The 19,851-nt window shown below is 41.4% G+C and carries 12 protein-coding genes and 1 rRNA gene; 2 read left to right on the forward strand and 11 right to left on the reverse strand.

All coding sequences use genetic code 11. The features are described 5' to 3' along the window. Positions 1–207: 207 nt before the first annotated feature. The 8 genes from ABJV04_RS09090 to ABJV04_RS09125 all read right to left on the reverse strand — a co-directional run bounded on the left by ABJV04_RS09090 (position 208) and on the right by ABJV04_RS09125 (position 12,545). Positions 208–1,296, reverse strand: a complete 1,089-nt coding sequence (locus ABJV04_RS09090; protein ID WP_348491203.1) for a CmpA/NrtA family ABC transporter substrate-binding protein — start codon at positions 1,294–1,296, stop codon at positions 208–210. A gap of 8 nt (positions 1,297–1,304) precedes the next feature. Next, complete coding sequence (locus tag ABJV04_RS09095) at positions 1,305–1,922, reverse strand: ANTAR domain-containing protein (protein ID WP_348491204.1); 618 nt, start codon at positions 1,920–1,922, stop codon at positions 1,305–1,307. A 169-nt stretch (positions 1,923–2,091) separates the two neighbouring features. Continuing rightward, the gene (locus tag ABJV04_RS09100; protein ID WP_348491205.1) at positions 2,092–3,141 is read right to left on the reverse strand and encodes a glycosyl transferase family protein; all 1,050 of its coding nucleotides are present in this window, start codon (positions 3,139–3,141) and stop codon (positions 2,092–2,094) included. A gap of 86 nt (positions 3,142–3,227) precedes the next feature. Continuing rightward, entirely contained in the window at positions 3,228–6,050 is a 2,823-nt protein-coding gene (locus ABJV04_RS09105; RefSeq protein ID WP_348491206.1) for a molybdopterin-dependent oxidoreductase, read from the reverse strand. Then, positions 6,051–6,392: a nitrite reductase small subunit NirD gene (gene nirD, locus ABJV04_RS09110; RefSeq protein WP_348491207.1), complete on the reverse strand. Its 342-nt coding sequence runs from the start codon at positions 6,390–6,392 to the stop codon at positions 6,051–6,053. 12 nt (positions 6,393–6,404) lie between these two features. Further along, positions 6,405–9,005: a nitrite reductase large subunit NirB gene (gene nirB, locus ABJV04_RS09115; protein ID WP_348491208.1), complete on the reverse strand. Its 2,601-nt coding sequence runs from the start codon at positions 9,003–9,005 to the stop codon at positions 6,405–6,407. A gap of 311 nt (positions 9,006–9,316) precedes the next feature. Then, complete coding sequence (locus ABJV04_RS09120; protein ID WP_348491209.1) at positions 9,317–11,044, reverse strand: bifunctional protein-serine/threonine kinase/phosphatase; 1,728 nt, start codon at positions 11,042–11,044, stop codon at positions 9,317–9,319. Positions 11,045–11,078: 34 nt separating this feature from the next. Then, on the reverse strand, positions 11,079–12,545 hold the full coding sequence (locus tag ABJV04_RS09125; protein WP_348491210.1) for a NarK family nitrate/nitrite MFS transporter: 1,467 nt from the start codon (positions 12,543–12,545) through the stop codon (positions 11,079–11,081). Between the two features lie 543 nt (positions 12,546–13,088). On the opposite strand from ABJV04_RS09125, the gene typA reads away from it, so the two are divergent. Then, the gene (gene typA / locus ABJV04_RS09130; RefSeq protein WP_348491211.1) at positions 13,089–14,915 is read left to right on the forward strand and encodes a translational GTPase TypA; all 1,827 of its coding nucleotides are present in this window, start codon (positions 13,089–13,091) and stop codon (positions 14,913–14,915) included. Between the two features lie 156 nt (positions 14,916–15,071). Then, positions 15,072–15,632 (forward strand): GNAT family protein, encoded by a 561-nt coding sequence (locus tag ABJV04_RS09135; protein ID WP_348491212.1) that lies wholly within the window; start codon positions 15,072–15,074, stop codon positions 15,630–15,632. A 51-nt stretch (positions 15,633–15,683) separates the two neighbouring features. Here the strand turns inward: ABJV04_RS09135 and ABJV04_RS09140 are convergent, their stop codons facing one another. From ABJV04_RS09140 to rrf, 3 genes are all read right to left on the reverse strand, one after another. After that, positions 15,684–16,790 (reverse strand): mechanosensitive ion channel family protein, encoded by a 1,107-nt coding sequence (locus ABJV04_RS09140; RefSeq protein WP_348491213.1) that lies wholly within the window; start codon positions 16,788–16,790, stop codon positions 15,684–15,686. Between the two features lie 323 nt (positions 16,791–17,113). Next, positions 17,114–18,934, reverse strand: a complete 1,821-nt coding sequence (locus ABJV04_RS09145) for a DUF885 domain-containing protein (protein ID WP_348491214.1) — start codon at positions 18,932–18,934, stop codon at positions 17,114–17,116. An 824-nt stretch (positions 18,935–19,758) separates the two neighbouring features. Next, positions 19,759–19,851 (reverse strand): 5S ribosomal RNA (gene rrf, locus ABJV04_RS09150); the annotation flags it as partial.

Here is a 19,851-nt window from a genome sequence, read left to right on the forward strand (position 1 = left end):
AGATTATTATTTTTGCTTTAAGCCTTTGTCTCGAGCGATATAAAGCACGACTAGTGCCAACTTTTATTATTTATTAATATCAATAACTTAGGGAAAATCACCTATTAAGTGGCACTCCTAGAAAACCATTGTAGTGCATTTTGCACAATGTTATTGCCTCATAAAAGTGCTCTCCATCCACTTTTAGCTTTTTATCTTGAGAAGCTTTTAATCAAGTTTTTCTAAAAGTGGCGCAATTTGAGCGTAGATATCACTTCGGTAAATACGTTCAATACAGCCGTTGGTTTCGATACCGTCGGGTGTCTGTCCACTGCTTTGTATTTTTTGAAGCAGCCACTGACCATATTCAACATCCGGATTATTCACGTCATTTCCATCGACAGTGGTAGAAAACTGATTATACGAAGGCACTGAACGTGGAGAAAGTTTCGCTTGGGTCAAACAGCTACCTAACAAAGAAGGGGTGATGACTTCTAAAGGCTCACCTAAGAAACCTTGTTGACTCATCATTACCGCGGTTTCAAAACGATTAGGCACAGAGTCAAGCCAAATACAGGCCTGCTTTAAAGCGGCGCAAACGGCTAACACTGTATTAGGGTTAGTTTCCACAAATGACGACAAAAAACCCAATACCTTTTCAGGGCAGTCTTGCCATATATCAGAAGATGTCACCACTGTTGCGCCGAAACTGCCACGAACGGCTTTCGCATTCCAAGGTCCACCAACACAAAACCCGTCGATATCGCCGCTTAGCATTGTATCAACCATATTGATTGGCGGCACAACACTAATATTTACATCGTCAAAGGTAATCCCACCACTTAATAACCAATCTTTGAGTTGATAATGATGGCAACTGTAAGGAAATACCGTTGCAAATGAGAGTTTGCTTTTATTATGCTGAATTCGATAATCAATTACATTTTTTAGTAGCTTGGCATCTAAAGGAAACTCTAGCTGAAAGATTTTGTTTACCGATAGAAGCTCTTGAACCAAGGCTTCAGACAAGGTTATACCATTACCGTTTTGACTCAAAACCATAGGGGTGACGACATGAATCGGTGCAACTCCCAGCCCTAAGGTACTGGCAATAGGCATAGGCGCAAGCATCTGTGCTGCATCCAAAACACCCGCGTGCAACTTGTCACGTAAGGTTGCCCATGAGTTTTGCTTCTGCAAGGTAACGTCCAATCCCCAGTGTTCAAAATATCCTAAATTTTTGGCGACCACAAAAGGCGCGCAATCAGTTAGGGGGCTAAACCCAAGGGTTAATTGTGTTTTTTCAAGTTTCATCATGCTTTACATTACAACGAGTTAAACATCGATATTATGGTTTTGGCCACATCATCTAATTTCTGACCAGTATCCATTGCTGTTTTACGCATGGTATGGAACGCTTGGTCTTCACTGATATTTCTATTTTTCATGAGTATACGTTTAGCCTGGTCAATATTTTTTCGGGAATTAAGTTGCTGTTTAGTATCACTTAGTTCGGTTTTCAATTTTTGAAATTCACGGAATCTAGCAACAGCTGCATCTAATATAGGTTTCACCCTATGAGGCTCGAGATCACCGACCACGTAAGCACTTACGCCAGATTCAATACTTTGATTGATGGTATCGGTATCTTCTTCACTGGAAAACATAACTACAGGCTTGGGATCAATATTTTTAATAGTGTGCAAACTCTCCAGAATGTCACGGCTAGGTGACTCAATATCGATAACGATAATATCTGGTTGTAGTTGATCCACTTGCCTTAATAAAGTACCTGAAGGACTAGCTAAATGACTTATTTCATAACGAGAATTGCCCAGCGCAGAGGTTACAATTTCTGCACGATGGGTATTTTCATCAATTAACAGAATTCGTAATTTTTTTGCGCTTTGAGCTAAATTTTTAGTATTTTTATTACTCGCCAAAACACATTTCCAGCTTTAAATTGAAAGGATTACTATGGGTAAATATTATCACAGCAATCTCCACACCATAAATATGCAACCATTAGAATCAATCACTTAGGGTTACTCATTTAATAAACTAACGTAAATTCCAATATTATTTGTGCAAACGCACCAAATTTGTGCACAACTAATGAGCGTAATGTTTACCTGTGGTATCAAATAACGACTTAGCAACTGTTTTTTGCTCAGTGGTGCCAGGCCAGCTCTTATTGCGCATTGACCATAAAGCTTTGGCTTGATTAAGGGCTTCTGGCCATTCAAGATTTTCCATCAACACAAGCATAATCCCCAAAGTACCCAATACCGCATCATGTGCATAGGTATTCTCTTTGCCTTGCCAAAAATCTATTAGCTCACTAGGGACAAGTTGACGAGGTTTAGTTACTCGAGTTTCATTAAACGCGGCGACATTGACCACTTTAGATTCAGTTTTTCGACAAATATGTAAAGCTACATCTCGCTCGGGGTTAAATTCAATTTCCCCCCCCTCGCCTCGAAAACAAAGCATATTTGGATCGTTTAATAATGCCGATGTTAGTCGATGCTTCTCATCCACCTGACGATGAAAAACCCCTTGAAGGCTATGCTCTGCCTTTGACGGGTTAAGAATTCGCGCTAGGGTATTTGCACAAGAACGCAGTCCGAATTGTGCGCGTAATTGAATGATCTTATCGAGTTGTGGATTAACTTGTTCTAATCCCATATAACTAAACCCGTGACTTGCTAGCTGTTCAGCGACCATTTGTGGAGAAGTTGCGACTTCAAAACCTAGGTGTGGCAACACTTCATTTAAATACAGTCGCTTTGAATCCGGTTCTGTAGTGCCGTGCAGAAAAATACGTTTTCCTTGTTGTGCTAAAACTAATACCGCTAACAAAAACCAAGGCAACTGCCGTCTTTTTCCCGCGTAACAGCCCATGTCTAAATCAACATGTAAAGCATCTAGACCAGCAATAGTATGTTGTCTAAACGCCTGAGTAAAACCCGCTAATTCCTCAGATGTTTCTTCTCTGACTCGCAGCAACATCAAAAATGCACCTTTTTGCTCTGGCGTCACGCGCTCTTCAATAACCATAGTCATGGCATCAAATGCTTCTTGCTGAGTTAAGGTGCGTCCAGCTCTTTGGCCTCTGCCAATGATACGGATAAAGTGTTTAAAGTCCTGTTGTTCGTTCATTCGAGTAATCTACCTTAGCCAGCTATGATTATTATAATGAGTGCTGGGATGACAAAGAGTCTAAATTTAGGAGCGTAAAATACATGTTATGTGCCAGTTTGCAAAGGTTTAAGTTCAGCATCGAGGATGGTTATATTTTCCCCAAAAATATGACTTTTGACTAGCTGCTTTAACTCAGTTTTACATGAACCACAATTGGTGCCGCACTTAAGCTTGTCACCTAATTTATCAACCGAGTCGCAACCTTGTTTTATGGCATCGACTATGGTGTTTTCACCGACTTTAAAGCAACTACAAACTAACCTTCCTTGGGCAAATGCAGGATCAGGTGTTGCCCGCAATAAAGCAGACTTTTGTTGGTCATCTAATGTCGATTGCTGTAACAGGCTATTAATCCAATTTACATCCATCATTGGAGCATTAGCATCCGCAAATAAAACTAAATCTATTACGCTATCACGAAGAGCAAACGTATTTCTTATCTCACCACCATCACTTTTGTGCTGAGATGAAAACCATTCCGTGCACAATGGTAAGTTTATTTGCAATTCAGAGGCCACGTCAGCATGGTTTGTAGCAAAATAAATTAAACTCCCCTGCTCGATGGGGACTTCAGTCCAATATTCAGCTATCTGATTCAATAAATTATGATTCAGCTTATTACGACTAAACAATTGGCCGTGGGCGGAGAAGTGACATAAATCAACGTTAACAGCAGTGTGTTTTAACTCGGGTTGCCCTGAGATATCATCAGTTGCATCGGAATAAAGCGCTGCAACTGCTGAACTAGATGAATTTGAAGCACTCCAGTGAATGGGGACAAACAACTCTCCGCGGCGCTGTTGTTTCTGCAACTTGACGGGCATTACGACTTTTTGAGTGCTGTTAGTTTCTAAGTACTTAGCGGAAATGGCGGAACTTAGTACCACAAAATCCCCTTCACTAATGCCATTAGATTTAGCGTCTAACGGGTGCATATGTACAAAAGCGCGATCAATATGGCCAGTTAATTCTGCGGTTTTGCCCGTTCGCGTCATGGTATGCCATTGATCTCTAATTCGACCGCTATTCAAGACAAAAGGAAAGGCTTCACTTGTGGTGACTTCTGGCGCTTTAGGTTGTAAGGCTATGAATTGGGCTTTTTTAGACGCGGTAAAAAACTCACCACCAGCAAATAAACGAGCGGTTCCCTCAGGATTGTCTTGGGTTATTGGCCATTGAATTGGCTTTAACCTGTCATACTCTTTTTCACTTATATTCTGTAATGCAGATAAATCTAGGGCTCTACTGCCGGCGTTTTGATAAGCTGTTAAGCCCGCGTGCTCTCGAAATATTTCAGATGGATGGGCATAGTTAAAGCCCTGCTCGAATCCCATAGCTTTGGCAACATCACAAATAATTTGCCAATCATGTTTCGCAAGGCCAGGCGCTGAGAGAATGCTCCGTTGTCGAGAAATACGACGCTCTGAATTCGTTACTGTGCCATTCTTTTCAGACCAACCTGTAGCAGGAAGTACAACATCCGCCATGGCTAGGGTGTCATTTTTGGCCACACAATCCGACACCACGACAAACTCACACTTTTCCAAGGCACTGGCGATTTTGCCTCTATTTGGCATGCTCACCATAGGATTGGTTGCCATGATCCAAATGGCTTTAATATTGCCCTTATGCACTTCATCAAACATATCCACGGCTTTGAGACCAATGCGTTTTGGAATCGCTGGAGATTGCCAATACGACTGAACAAGTTGTTGATGCTGTGGATTATCTATATCCATGTGTGCCGCTAGCATATTAGCAAGGCCGCCCACTTCCCTGCCACCCATTGCGTTTGGCTGACCGGTGAGGGAAAAGGGACCACAACCTTCTCTACCTAGCTTGCCGCTGGCCAAATGACAATTAATAATGCTGTTGGCTTTATCGGTTCCAGAACTAGACTGATTCACGCCCATGGTATAGGCAGAAATAGTCCGCTCAGATTGGGCAAATAATTGGTAAAACGTGGCAACGTCTGCTGCCGGTATATCACAAACTTGCGCAACCTTATCTATGCTCCATTCTTTTGAGCACGCTAATGCAGCGGCAAAACCTTCGGTGTTGGCATCGATGTAATCTTGGTCGAGTTTGTTTTCTTGCTGTAGATAATTTAGTAGCCCGTTAAATAAGGCGGTGTCTGTGCCAGATTTTATACCTAAATGCAGATCTGCTATCTCTCCGGTGCCGGTTTGGCGAGGGTCAACGGTCACGATTTTGATGGCGGGGTTTAGCTTTTTAGCCCGCTCAATACGTTGAAATAAAACCGGATGAGTCCAAGCCGCATTAGATCCAATAAAGACAATGAGATCAGCAAGCTCTAAATCTTCATAATTACAGGGGACTGCATCTGCACCAAATGCACGTTTGTATGCAGAAACGGCGGATGACATACACAAACGTGAATTGGTATCGATATTCGCAGTACCAATGTAGCCTTTCATGAGTTTGTTCGCCACGTAATAGTCTTCTGTCAATAACTGGCCGGAGACATAAAACGCCACAGCACCGGGGCCATGTTCTGCGATAATTTGCTTAAACTTGCTAGCAACATGCTCAGTAGCTTTATGCCAATCTACGTCTTGGCCTTGGATTTTAGGGCTTAATAAACGTCCATCTAATCCATTGGTTTCCCGCAGTTTGCTGCCTTTAACGCATAACCGACCAAAGTTCGCTGGATGGTCCGAAGTACCGTTGACTTGCTTTATCTGCGTCTGCCCACCTACGCCAACTTGTTCAATCTGAACATCAACACCACAACCAACACCACAATATGGGCAAGTTGTTTTTGCCAGTGTTGCAGACGGTTGACACTGAAAAGTTCGATCTTTGTCGGCTGCAACGAGGGAACTAAGTGGGATGTGAGCACTCATTTAGTTCACTAATTGAAGCTGGACTTGCTGATCAACAATACGCGCTGGGTAAACGGCTATTTGGACACTTTGGTCATCAACACATTCACCAGATTTCAGTTTATAACGCTGCTTATACAGGGGTGATGCAACAAAGGGTTCATCCATTACTGAACCGACTAATCCTCGATACATAACATTGGCTTTACCGATGGGATCCCAATTGCTCATGGCATAAAGATGTTGTTCGTCTCCCTGACAAATTTTAAAGATGGCCACTTGAACATCATCGATAAGGGCGCAAACCCCAGAGTTATCAACCAAGTCATTAGGTTTACAAACGTTAATCCAGTTATCATTCATGCTCATAATTCCTTACTCCACTTCTACAATTTTGATTGTTGAAGCAGCTTCAACAACTGGCTTCACCGTACCTAAAATATTATCGACTTCACTTTCTGTGGCAGGACGGATCTGATCTCGCTCTTCCACAAAAATGATGTTGCTATCACTTTTTTCACTATTCACGAATTGACGGAAACGCTTGCGAGACTCATCAGCTGTTATGGCGGTTTTCCACTCACATTGATAGCTATCGACTACATGTTGCATTTGTTGCTCTAGTTCGGCGGCTAATCCTAAAGAGTCGTTAATCACCACCTCTTTAAGGTAATCAAGTCCACCTTCCATATTCTCCATCCACACCGAAGTTCTTTGCAGTCTGTCAGCAGTGCGTACATAGAACATCAACACTCTATCGATGTATTTAATTAACGTTTCTGTATTGAGGTCGGTAGCGAATAAATCGGCATGACGAGGTTTCATTCCACCGTTACCGCAAACATATAAATTCCAGCCGTTTTCAGTGGCAATAATGCCAATATCTTTACTTTGGGCTTCGGCACATTCTCGCGTACAGCCAGAAACACCAATTTTTAATTTATGGGGAGAACGCAGGCCTTTATAGCGATTTTCAATGTTAATCGCCTGACCCACCGAATCTTGCACTCCGTAGCGACACCAAGTGCTACCGACACATGACTTAACGGTTCTGAGTGATTTAGCGTAGGCGTGCCCAGTCTCGAAACCAGCATCAATCAACTCTTCCCAAATAAGCGGGAGTTGTTCAACTCTGGCTCCAAATAAATCAATTCGTTGGCCACCAGTGACTTTGGTGTATAGGTTGTATTTCTTGGCTACTTGGCCCAGTACAATCAGTTTATCAGGGGTAATTTCGCCCCCCGCAATACGTGGCACCACTGAATAGGTACCATTTTTTTGCATGTTGGCCAAATAGGTATCATTGGTGTCTTGCAATGTGACGTGAGGCTTTTCAAGGACAAAGTCATTCCAGATTGAAGCCAAAATGGAAGCCGCGGCAGGTTTACAAATTTCACAACCTAAACCCGTACCGTGTTTTTCCAATAATTCGTCGAAGGTTTTAATTTGCCCGACCTTGACCATATGGAATAACTCTTGGCGTGAATAAGCAAAATGCTCACAAATATCTTTTTTAACTTCTACACCGCGCTTTTCTAGTTCGCTGTCGGTCACCGACTTCAGCAATGCCGCACAACCACCACAGCCAGTGCTTGCTTTAGTGCAACTTTTAACCGCGGCTAAATCACAGGCTCCTCCATCGAGACTGGCAACAATGTCACCTTTGGTCACGTTATGACACGAACAAATAGTGGCAGTATCAGGCAAGGCGTCCGCGCCTAAGGTGGGCGCACCTTCACCGAATGAAGGTAAAATGAGACTTTCGGGAAATTCAGGTAAATCTATTTCATTTAATGCGTATTGCAATAAGGTATCGTAATCGCCGGTATCCCCAACGAGTACAGCACCAGTTAATTTGTTAGTCTCCGGATTTACCACTATTTTTTTATACACGCCTGACACTTGGTCTTCATAGCTGTAAGTCAAGGCACCATGCTCTCTAGCATGGGCATCGCCGATAGAGCCTACTTCAACTCCCATCAACTTTAACTTGGTACTCATGTCAGCACCTTCGAATGCGACATCACCACCAACAATATTGCTTGCTGCGGCTCTGGCCATGGTGTAACCAGGAGCAACCAAACCGAAAATAAAGTTATTCCATAGGGCGCATTCACCGATGGCGTAGATATCTGGGTCGCTGGTTAAACAGTGGTCATTTACAACGATGCCACCACGCTCGCCAATCACAATACCAAACTCTCTGGCCAGCTTATCTTGTGGACGAATTCCGGCGGAAAATAGAATCATATCAGTTTCAAGAATTTCACCGTCAGCGAACACCATTTTATAACGACTGTTTTCACCAGCTTCAATACTTTGGGTGGCTTTTTGGGTATGCACTTCCACCCCAAGATCTTCTATTTTGTCCTTTAGTACTCGGCCACCGCTGCCATCAACCTGAACCGCCATCAGTTGTGGAGCAAACTCAACCACATGGGTTTTCAACCCCGCTTGTTTAAGGGCATTAGCCGCTTCTAAGCCCAATAAACCACCACCAACAACCACACCCACTTTGCTAACTTGTGCAGATGCGCTAATGGCTTCTAGATCTTCAATGGTTCTATACACAAGGCAGTGAGGTTGATCGTTGCCAGGAATGGGCGGCACAAATGGAAATGAGCCTGTCGCTAAAATCAATTTGTCGTAACTTAAGGTTTCCCCGCTTTCGATAGCCACGGTTTTGGCTTGCTTATCAATATCATTAACCCGTGCGTTAACCTGAAAATTCACACCAAGCTGTTGATAATGTTCGGCACTAGTTAAAGACAGCTCGTCGGCAGTTTTGCCAGAGAAATACTCTGATAAATGAACACGGTCATAGGCCAATCTGGGTTCCGCAGACAATACTGTAATGTGGAAACGATTTTTACCGTACACCTCTTCACTTTGTTGAATAAGTTGTTCAACAAAATGGTGCCCTACCATTCCGTTGCCGACTACGACAATGCGAGTTAACTGTTCATTTGTGGTCATAATAAGCCTCTAATTTATTAACCCCAGAAACGCAAAAAGCCCGCAGAATCTGCTAAACAGATTTTGCGGGCTTCGTTGCCGGGTATAACTAACCGCCGTGGCTAGTTATTGAATGTTGTGTAATAGATGCAACCCTAGAAAACGTTGCAACCTATCTCTATTAACTAATAAAGCATTAATTAGGCCAAAATATTAACTATATATTTTTCAATAGCTTAATAATTTAAAAGAACTGAAAAGCAGGTTGATATGCAGTGTATTGGTGCAAGTTTTAACTAAAATAGGGCATGGCTGTTAAATGCTAACTATGCTCAACTAAAGTAGATCAATAATAATAAAATAATAATAAACTCAATTAGGGCTATTATTTTAAAAAATCTAAGTGGATGGCGTTGGATTAGTGGCCGATGCTGAATTTGCGCCAGCATGTTGGAGTTGGGTTTAGTCAAATCCATTAAAAATTCAGAGAAAGCCTGATAACGCTGTTCTGGACTGGTCATTAATCCTTTTTGTAAGGCAATATCTATCCATTGAGGCAGTTCAGGTCTAAATTTTCTTAGGGAAATATATTGCCAATCATCAACCGTTAATCCTGATGATGATTGGGGAGTAAACTCGTTGAATGGCAAATGCCCTGCTAACATTTCAAAACACACTACAGCCACTGAAAATAAATCAGAACGAAAATCAAAGCGGTTATTCAGCAAATATTCTGGTGCCACATAGTTTACCGAACCTACGGCTACACTCTCTTCTGTCCAAGCCTGGGTTTCCGCAATAGCTCCCACATAAACAGTGCCAAAATCAATAAGTTTCACTTCTCCCGCTTTAGTAATCATTACATTTTCTGGTTTGATATCACGGTGGACCATGTCTTGGCGCTGAAATATGCGCAAAGCAGCAATTAACTGCTTAATAATACTTCTAACTTCAACAATAGTAGGAGTGGGGTTATCTAACATCCATTGTCGTAGAGTTTGCCCATCAATAAACTCGCACACATGGTACATAAATTTCGCGTTTTCTGGACGCGGAATTATTTTCATTATATTCATGTGATTCAGTTTTTGACCTATCCATTCTTCACGTAAAAAACCGCTTAAATAAATAGGATCATCAACAAAATATTGAGACGGCGTCTTTAAACAATACAGCTTTTGGGTGTCTTCTTTTATGACTTTGTACAGACTACTTCGAGTGCCGTTGAACACCTGCTCCAATACTCGATACCCCTCAAGCTTCATCCCTTCCTGTAAAACAGGTGGCATGGCTAGGCGAGTTAGCTGGCGATGATATTCATTGAGATCAGCCTGAGGAAGCCCAGCGACTTTGACAAGTAAACAACTTAGGTTGTCATCACTACCAGCCTGAATGGCCAATTCCACAATACTTTTGGCTAGCAGCTCTAGACTAGTGCTAGGTTTTACTAACCACTGATTGAGCACAGATTGTATCTGTTTTGGGCTAATAAACTCGTGAATACCATCGGTAGTCAATACAAATAAATCGTTCGTTCTAAGCTCAAAGGTTCGAAAGTCCACATCCAAATTATTTTCGATACCAATAGCACGACTTAACACTTTTTTATTGCCAAAACGGGCATGATGATCTGTAGAGAGCTGTTCAAAATCGCCTTGTTGTAAACGACAAATACGGCTGTCTCCAGCGTGAAACAGAAATCCGGTGGTTGACTTAAAGATCAGCGCACTAAAAGTCGTCACCATTTGACTTTGCTCCCCCATGGAGTAGTCATGCTGACCGGCACACCAGCGATTCAAACCTTGAAGCACTTGGGTAGCGGCTCTTTTCACAGTCCAGGTCTGGGGAGTTTGTCTGTAATCTTGAATAAAATTGGTGGCGCAGGTGATGGCAGCTTCTTTTGCCCGACTACATGAACTCACGCCATCAGCAATAGTGGCGACAGCGCCTTTAGTTGTTAATTCAGAATCAGTAGGCAACCAGGCTGCAAACGCATCCTGGTTTTCTTGTTTAACACCCGCGGTTGAATAACCACCAAATTCTAGGTGTAGTTTTTCCAAGCTAAAATACCTGAATGAAGTAAGACAATTTATATTATGTGACGTTTATCAATTCGACACTACCATCTTCTCTTACTTCTGTAATAGTGCCGCTTGGTTCTTTCATAAATAGTAATGCTACAAAACCCAAAACAGCTGTGCTCGCTATCACAATAAAGAAAGTAGATGTATCGACAAGAGAGTACACGGTTAAATATACCACTGCACCAACATTACCGTATGCTCCGGTCATTCCAGCAATCTGCCCTGTTAAGCGACGCTTTATTAACGGTACCACAGCAAAAACAGCACCTTCACCGGATTGAACAAAAAAGGAACATGCCATTACCACTATTACGGCCAACCAGATCGGCCAAGTTGCATCAATAAAGCTCATGGCAAAGTAACCTAAGGCGAGACCCGCTGTTAGTATCAATAATGTAGGTTTACGCCCAAACTTATCAGAGATGAGCCCACCGCCAGGACGTGACATTAGGTTCATAAATGCATACATTCCCGCTAGTAATCCAGCTGTGGCCATATTTAATGTGAAAGTATCCGCAAAGAAAGCCGGTAACATAGAGACTACCGCCAATTCAGAACCAAAAGTCGCAAAATACAATACGTTCAACACCGCAACTTGCTTGAATTCATATTTATGAATGTCAGGCACAGGCGTAGTGAATATATCTTTGTTAACTTGGTAGGTCTTATAAACATCAAAAATATAGAGCGCGCCAAGGCTCAAATACAAAATTGTTCCCACTTCACTACTCAACAACTCGACGCCATTTGGCGAAAGTTTCCAATTTAATAAAGCCAGCGCCAAATACATGGGCGTTTTCATCACCAATAAAAAATAGAAATCTTTCACACTAGTGACTTCTAATCCGCCGAGGTTTTTAGGGCGAAAGTAAGTAGAGCCTTTGGGGGTGTCAGTGGTGTTTTTGTAGTAAATGACACTAAAAATCAAACTCAATACACCGGTAATTCCAATGGCATAGCGCCATCCATTGTCACCGCCGAACAATAGTGCAATGGTCGGTAAAGAAAAAGCAGCCGCAGCTGAACCAAAGTTACCCCAACCGCCATAAACACCTTCAGCGGTACCTAACTCTTTGGGGGGAAACCATTCACTTACCATACGAATACCGACAACAAAGCCAGCACCAATACAGCCCATGGCAAAACGTGCAATCAATAATTGTTCAAAGGTACTAGCTAGGGCAAAGGCAAAACAGGGAATGGCGCAAATGGCTAGTAATGAGGAATACACAAGTCTAGGGCCAAATTTGTCGGTTAGGGAACCTATTAATACCCTGGCCGGAATAGTTAAGGCGACATTGATGATCAGTAGAGTTTTCCATTCGCTCAGCGTCAGTCCAACCCCGTCAACTATCGCTTCTTTTAAAGGTGCCATGTTGAACCACACCACAAAGGTGATAAAAAAGGCCATCCAGGAAAGATGTAGGGTTTTCATTTTGCCCGTAAAAGACACTAGATTAAATTTTTCAGCACTCATGTTATATCGCCTAATTCGCCGTAACTTTTCGTTGAGCAAAAAAAAACCCACTCAAATTTCCCTTAAAAGGAAAATTGTGCGGGCTTCATTGCCTGACGATGATTATGCTTTGTCGCAAATCTCGTCATATATGTTTAATTGGGTGTAGATCTTTATATTTATTTTTTGTCTTTTAAAAGCAAAAATGACGCCACCACAACATACAAAATTAATCCGTTATAATTCAACAGCATACAATTATTTGGCTTTCGCGCACCAAATCTGAACTATCCACTTTGGTGCAAGCATGCACTCTAATGTTTACTTTTAGCGGTTATGGGGAAACCTAAACTTCAATTTCAACACTCGGTGATGATAAAAATAATGGAAAAGGACCATAGGTAAAACAAGATAGTTTCCTAGGATCACAAATAAATAGGGCGCTGCTCATTATTTACCTGTATAATCCGCGCCCAAACGTAACCCTCGGCAATACCAGTGATGAATACTGGATATTAATGGCAATCCGAGAGCATATTTAAAAGTACAGGCTTACCGATCAAAATGAAAGATATTAGTAAATTAAGAAACATTGCAATTATTGCGCACGTTGACCACGGAAAAACAACCTTGGTTGACAAGTTGTTGCAACAGTCAGGAACCTTGGAAAGCCGAGGCGAAGCTGAAGAGCGGGTTATGGATTCTAACGACATTGAAAAAGAACGTGGAATTACCATACTTGCTAAAAACACAGCAATTAACTGGAATGATTACCGTATTAATATCGTTGATACTCCTGGACACGCCGATTTCGGTGGTGAAGTTGAACGTGTAATGTCAATGGCTGACTCTGTACTTCTATTAGTAGATGCTCAAGAAGGTCCAATGCCACAAACGCGCTTTGTAACACAAAAAGCATTTGCTCAAGGCTTGAAGCCTATTGTTGTTATCAACAAAATTGACAAGCCAGGCGCACGTCCTGATTGGGTTATGGATCAAGTTTTCGATTTGTTCGACAACCTTGGTGCAACTGATGACCAGTTGGACTTCCAAGTCGTTTATGCATCAGCACTAAACGGTTGGGCAACTAGAGAAGCAGACGAGCAAGCTGAAGACATGACGGATTTGTTCCAAACAATCGTTGATGTTGTAGATGCTCCGGATGCAGATCCTGAAGGTCCTTTCCAAATGCAAATTTCGCAACTTGATTACAACTCATACGTGGGTGTTATCGGTGTTGGCCGTGTTACTCGTGGTGTGGTTAAACCTAACCAACAAGTCACTGTTGTTATGGCAGATGGAACTAAACGCAATGGTAAAGTAGGTCAGGTACAAGGTTACCTTGGACTACAAAGACATGAAGTTGATTCAGCACAAGCTGGTGACATCATTGCAATTACTGGTTTAGGTGAATTGAAAATCTCTGACACCATCTGTGATCCAAATGCAGTAGAAGCATTACCACAGTTATCAGTTGATGAACCTACTGTAACCATGACGTTCCAAGTAAACACTTCTCCATTTGCGGGTAAAGAAGGTAAATACGTTACTTCTCGTAATATTCTTGAACGTTTACAAAACGAATTGATTCATAACGTAGCCCTAAAAGTAGAAGAAACAGAAGATCCGGATAAATTCCGCGTATCAGGACGTGGTGAACTACATTTGGGTATATTGATTGAAAACATGCGTCGTGAAGGTTACGAATTAGCCGTTTCTCGTCCAGAAGTAATTCTAAAAGAAATTGATGGTGAAATTCACGAACCGTTTGAAACATTAACCATTGATGCTGAAGAAGAGCATCAGGGTTCTATCATGGAGCAAATCGGTCTTCGTAAAGGTGAATTGACGAATATGTCTCCGGATGGAAAAGGACGTATTCGTATGGACTTTATGATCCCTAGCCGTGGTTTAATTGGTTTCCAAACTGACTTTATGACAATGACTTCAGGCTCAGGCTTGATCTACCATACTTTTGATCACTACGGTCCTCATAAAGGTGGTTCAATTGGTCAACGTAAGAATGGTGTACTTATTGCCAACGCTACAGGTAAAGCACTAACCAATGCATTATTTAACTTACAAGAACGTGGTCGTCTATTCATAGGTCACGGTGTTGAAGTGTATGAAGGTATGGTTATCGGTATTCATAGCCGTGATAACGACCTGACGGTAAATGCCCTTAAAGGTAAGCAACTTACTAACGTTCGAGCTTCTGGTACTGATGAAGCCCAAACACTAGTACCACCAGTAAGAATGTCCCTTGAGCAAGCCCTTGAGTTTATCGATAACGATGAACTAGTAGAAGTGACTCCTGAGAGCATTCGTATTCGTAAGAAATTGCTGACTGAAAATGAAAGAAAACGCGCTAGCCGTAGTAAAGAATCATAGTAAGTAGTCAATAACTTTTAAAAACCGGCTGAAAATGCCGGTTTTTTTATGTCTGTTTTTTATGTTTGGATTTTAAATGAAGCTTCTGACTAAGTTGCATATTCCTGCATATAGTTAATAATAAGTCACCCACTTCTCACCTCTTAGATTGAATGAATGCATACTAGAACATTCCCTGTATTTGAAACTCAGCGACTTCGATTAGATCAATTAACCAAACAAGATCGGCAATCTATCTTCGAGGTGTTTTCAGATCCTAAAGTTGTTGAACACTACGATGTTGAGCTATTTAAAAATATTCGGGAAGCTGATAGCTTAGTGGATTATTTTGATTCTAGATTCACCAGCGATAATGGTATTCGTTGGGCGATTCGAAATAAGGAAAGTGGAGAATACATAGGCTCTTGCGGTTTTACTCATTGGAACAAATACGATCATAGCGCGGTTCTTGGGTACGAGATCAGCCAGAGAAACTGGGGAAAGGGGTTTGCAACTGAAGCAGTTCGGAAAATTACGGACTACTTATTCTCCTCTGAATTTCATTTTTATATTCATAGAATTGAAGCCTTAGCCCTACCTTCTAACATTCCCTCAGGTGCTTTGTTAAAAAAACTTGGATTCAAGTTTGAGGGTACCTTACGCGGAAAATGCTACTGGAATGACGACTTCCATGATATGGATATGTATGGGCTGTTACGCGAAGACCGCCCAAAGTAAGAATCTGTAAAGTACATATCTGTTTTACCTAACTAGTGACCATACCATTAATCACTTTTCGACATCTTTTGCAGAAAAGGCGCTTGCGCTTCCCTCTTGGGTTAAGTTAATCGCCTGAATTGGATAAGGAATAACGATTCCCTCCTCTGCAAAACGTTTATGTAACGCTTTAATAAACTCAGACTTAATAAAAAACCTGTTGAAGTATTCTTGGGCTCTCAACATAACCGTAAAATTAATACTCGAGTTATCAAAGGTGTGGAAAACAACGAAGGTATCATAGTCCTTTATTCCCCATTTATGGGTTTTGAGTATTTCTCTAGCTACCTCTAAAGATACTCGCTCCACATGCTCCAAATCAGAATCATAATGCACGCCCACATCAACAGGCACGGATAGTTGCTTTTCGGGATAATAATAATTAATGATCTTTGATTGGGCCAAAACACTGTTTGGCATGATGACTGTGTTGTTCGGAAGCATTTTAATCCAGGTTGAGCGCCAACCAATTTTGTCAACAAACCCCTGTTCACCAGAATCCAACTCAATAAAATCTCCCACTCTTATTGGCTTGTCGGCCAACATTTGAATCCCCGAAAAAAAGTTTTCTAAAGTAGGTTGCAAGGCAAGTGCTACCGCTAATGAGCCAATTCCTAACGATGCCACTATGGGAGTAATAGATATTCCTATGTTACTCAATACGATAAGCACACCAATAAGATAAATGACTACTCTTACTGTCCCCTTTACTAGGTTGCCACTGCTTCTGAGCATTGGTGAACTGTTGGAATATCGATTTAAACTTTTGCGTGAAAATTGATCGGTAAAAATAATAATAGCGAAAACAATGGCCAATTTACTGACCACTGTAAAAGTGGTTTCAAGACTACTCACGTCTTCAGCTATTTTTATTAGAACTAACTCACTTAAAGATAACGAGGCTGCCACGATAATTAATGTCACTGGGCGGCTTACAGAATCAAGTATAATTGTATCTAAACTAAATCGACTTTTATTAGAGAGCCTACGTAGATAAAAGAAAGTTATGTGTTTAATCAGCCACAAAAATAAAAATAGGCCAACAAAAACAACAGCGAAAATCACCCATACAGAGGAACTATCCAATATTAAGTGAATAAATTCTGTAACTTGTTCCACTGTATTGTCCTTAGCTTAATGCAACCAAACGTTCAATAATATTAAGAGTATGCAAATGACGAACCAGCGTTATGCTGATTAATTAAGGATTAAATGCAGGAATTTACCTGTAACTGCACCAAAATGTTATTTTGATATTGAGGTGTGACAACTAAGGGGGCATCGAAATCGTTGAATTATTGATTCAACATACAAAGACTTATAGCGTAGACAAGATTAATTGTTTGCCAACAATGCTCCTTATTCAAACAATTAAGTTAAAACGTTATGCACCTAAAATTAGGTGCATAACGCAGATCTTAAGTTAATTTAGACATATAGACTTAAGTAGATTTGCTTTGTATATATTGATCCACTAGTCGTTCTAAAATTTCTAACGGAACTGCCCCGTTCTTTAGCACCGCATCGTGATAATCGGCTAAATTGAATTTATCACCTAAGGCTACCTTTGCTTTTTCTCTTAATTCAAGAATTTTCATCATACCAACCTTATATGATGTTGCCTGACCTGGCATCACTATATATCGTTCAATTTCAGAGACCACATCACTTTCTGCGATCCCAGTATTGTTAGACATGTATTCTATTGCTTCTTCTCGCGTCCACCTTTTAGCATGAATTCCGGTATCTACGACTAAACGAACAGCTCTAAATAACTCAGCTTGTAAACGACCAATATTATCGTACGGGTCATCTTCAAATCCTAATTCCCAGGCTAGACGCTCGGCATATAGTGCCCAACCTTCAGCATAAGCGGTAAAGGGCGATAAGGTTCTGTAAATAGGTAACCCCTCTAGCTCCATAGAAATGCTGATTTGAAAGTGATGGCCTGGAATACCTTCATGGTAAGCTAGAGTGCGCATCCCATACTTAGGTGTAGCTTTAATATCATATAAATTAGCGTAAAAAACGCCCGGTCTAGACCCATCCATAGATGGCCGTTGGTAATATGCACCTGGTGCTGTTTTTTCTTTAAATTCTGGTATGCGCTTAACTTCCATGCCAGCTTTAGGCAGAACATTGAATACTTCTCCCATTGACTGGTTAATTTCATCAAGGATAGTCTGGTAGTCTGCTAGTATCTGAGCACGACCTTCATCTGTATCAGGATAGTAGAAACGTTCATCATCTTTTAATGATTCAATTGCAGTAGTGAAACCATCGGTAACGTCAAACCCTTCTGATCCTAAGATCGTTAGTATTTGTTGCTGAATGCGTTCCACCTCAGACAAGCCGGTCTCATGTATGTAGTCAGCACTGTAATTAGTAGTGGTAAAAAACTCTAAAGCTTGTTTGTATGCAATATCACCGCCTTCTAAACGCCATAAACCATCGTCTGTACCAGCTTTGCTTTTTAGTTTTTCAAAATAATCAATATATGATTGATAGGCAGGATAGACATGTTGGTTAATAGCTTCTGCCGCATTTTTTAGTACTTGTGATTTATCTGCATCGGAAAAATTTGCAGCTTTATCAATTTTGCCCTGTAAGGAAGTATATAATATGTTTTCTTCAGCGGGTGAATCCACAAAAGCTTGCATTTCAGAGAGCACTCGGTCGATCACAAAACTAGGCGGTATAATATTATTTTGCTCTCGAACAATTAAACCCTCCATATTTTGCGCAAATTTAACGTCCGCCTTTTTTAGTCTAGATATATAATTTTGAGCATCTTCAAGCTCGTTTACTTGATGTGTTGAATCCATGAAGCTTGGAAACTGACTTTGTAGGCCAAACAATTGGTTTACAGGATAATTGTGAAAACGATATGGTTCAGACTCTATCTGCCCATCTATCAGGTAGAGAGCAATTTCTTTTGATAATCGTTGTGATTCATCCAAAGAATCATCTGAATAAGCTAATAAACCTTCACGTACCTCTCTCATAAGTACGAACATTTCATCAGCCTTTTCCAAGCTGTCATCATTTAATTCAGCATTGTGACCTTTGAAGCCCATACCATCTAGAACACCAATACTGGTTAATATTTCTGGGTTATCCAAGGCAAACTTAATTAAAGTACGATCTAAAAAGGCTCGAAAGAACAAAGGCTTTTTCGCATACCACTCATGGGCTCCTAACGCACCTCCAAACAAAGTAACAGTCAGAAGCAGCAGACCAGTCCATTTAAAAAACTTTTTCATAATTTATCCAATTTTGATTTTATTCTTTCCCTGAAAGACTATGACAAATTAATAAATTTTTGTGAATCAAAATAATCCTTAAATTAAGCATTCCTCCTTAGAAAAACTATTAAGCTATATTTTTCTTCCCTAACCAACTAGCACGAGCTTTAACGAAATTTCTATTATCCATCGCAACTTCCTAATTCCACGGGCTAAAGCCCGTGCTACAGGGTGAAGGAGGCTGTTCTTATTTGCGCAGCAACGTTAGCCGAGTGAACGACTCGCATGGATGCGAGGCTGGAAGAAGCACCAGGGACGGTTAACACCTAGCTGTTCATTACATCGTCAGGTATTGCATGACACTGGATGGGTATGGTTTCTATTGAGGTGTTGTTGCGCGGCAGCGCTTAGGAGTAAGGGCTATCCAACTGTGATTAAGATATCCGCTTAAGATGTAAAGCCTATAAATGCAAAAAAGGGCTACCCTTTCGGAAAACCCTTTCTCTTCCATTCACGGGCTAAAGCCCGTGCTACAGGGTAGAGGATCTTTTTGCTCTCACATGGGGGTAAGCGAGGATGTTTTAGGAACGCAGTTCCGCCCGAGCGCACGACCGACATGGATGTCGGGCTGGAGATAGCCACAGGGAAGTGTGACACCTAGCCTTTTATTACATCGACAGGCATTGCATGATATTAGATGGGTATGGTTTCCCTAGGGTGTTGTTGCGCGACAGCGCTTAGAGTAAGGGCTATCCAACTGTGATGGAAATATCCGCTTAAGATGTAAAGTGTATAAATGCAAAAAAGGGCTACCCTTTCGGATAGCCCTTTCTCTAATGGGAGTCTGGCGATGTGCTACTCTCACATGGGGAAACCCCACACTACCATCGCCGCTAACACGTTTCACTTCTGAGTTCGAGATGGGATCAGGTGGT

The sequence above is a fragment of the Aliiglaciecola sp. genome, from assembly GCF_039982535.1.
GTDB lineage: Bacteria > Pseudomonadota > Gammaproteobacteria > Enterobacterales > Alteromonadaceae > Aliiglaciecola.

Excerpts from the sequence above, each read along its gene's own strand:
- typA (WP_348491211.1), top strand. The coding sequence starts at position 13,089 with ATGAAAGATATTAGTAAATTAAGAAACATTGCAATTATTGCGCACGTT.
- nirB (WP_348491208.1), bottom strand. The coding sequence starts at position 9,005 with ATGACCACAAATGAACAGTTAACTCGCATTGTCGTAGTCGGCAACGGA.
- nirD (WP_348491207.1), bottom strand. The coding sequence starts at position 6,392 with ATGAATGATAACTGGATTAACGTTTGTAAACCTAATGACTTGGTTGAT.
- ABJV04_RS09125 (WP_348491210.1), bottom strand. The coding sequence starts at position 12,545 with ATGAGTGCTGAAAAATTTAATCTAGTGTCTTTTACGGGCAAAATGAAA.
- ABJV04_RS09135 (WP_348491212.1), top strand. The coding sequence starts at position 15,072 with ATGCATACTAGAACATTCCCTGTATTTGAAACTCAGCGACTTCGATTA.
- ABJV04_RS09145 (WP_348491214.1), bottom strand. The coding sequence starts at position 18,934 with ATGAAAAAGTTTTTTAAATGGACTGGTCTGCTGCTTCTGACTGTTACT.
- ABJV04_RS09090 (WP_348491203.1), bottom strand. The coding sequence starts at position 1,296 with ATGATGAAACTTGAAAAAACACAATTAACCCTTGGGTTTAGCCCCCTA.
- ABJV04_RS09105 (WP_348491206.1), bottom strand. The coding sequence starts at position 6,050 with ATGAGTGCTCACATCCCACTTAGTTCCCTCGTTGCAGCCGACAAAGAT.
- ABJV04_RS09100 (WP_348491205.1), bottom strand. The coding sequence starts at position 3,141 with ATGAACGAACAACAGGACTTTAAACACTTTATCCGTATCATTGGCAGA.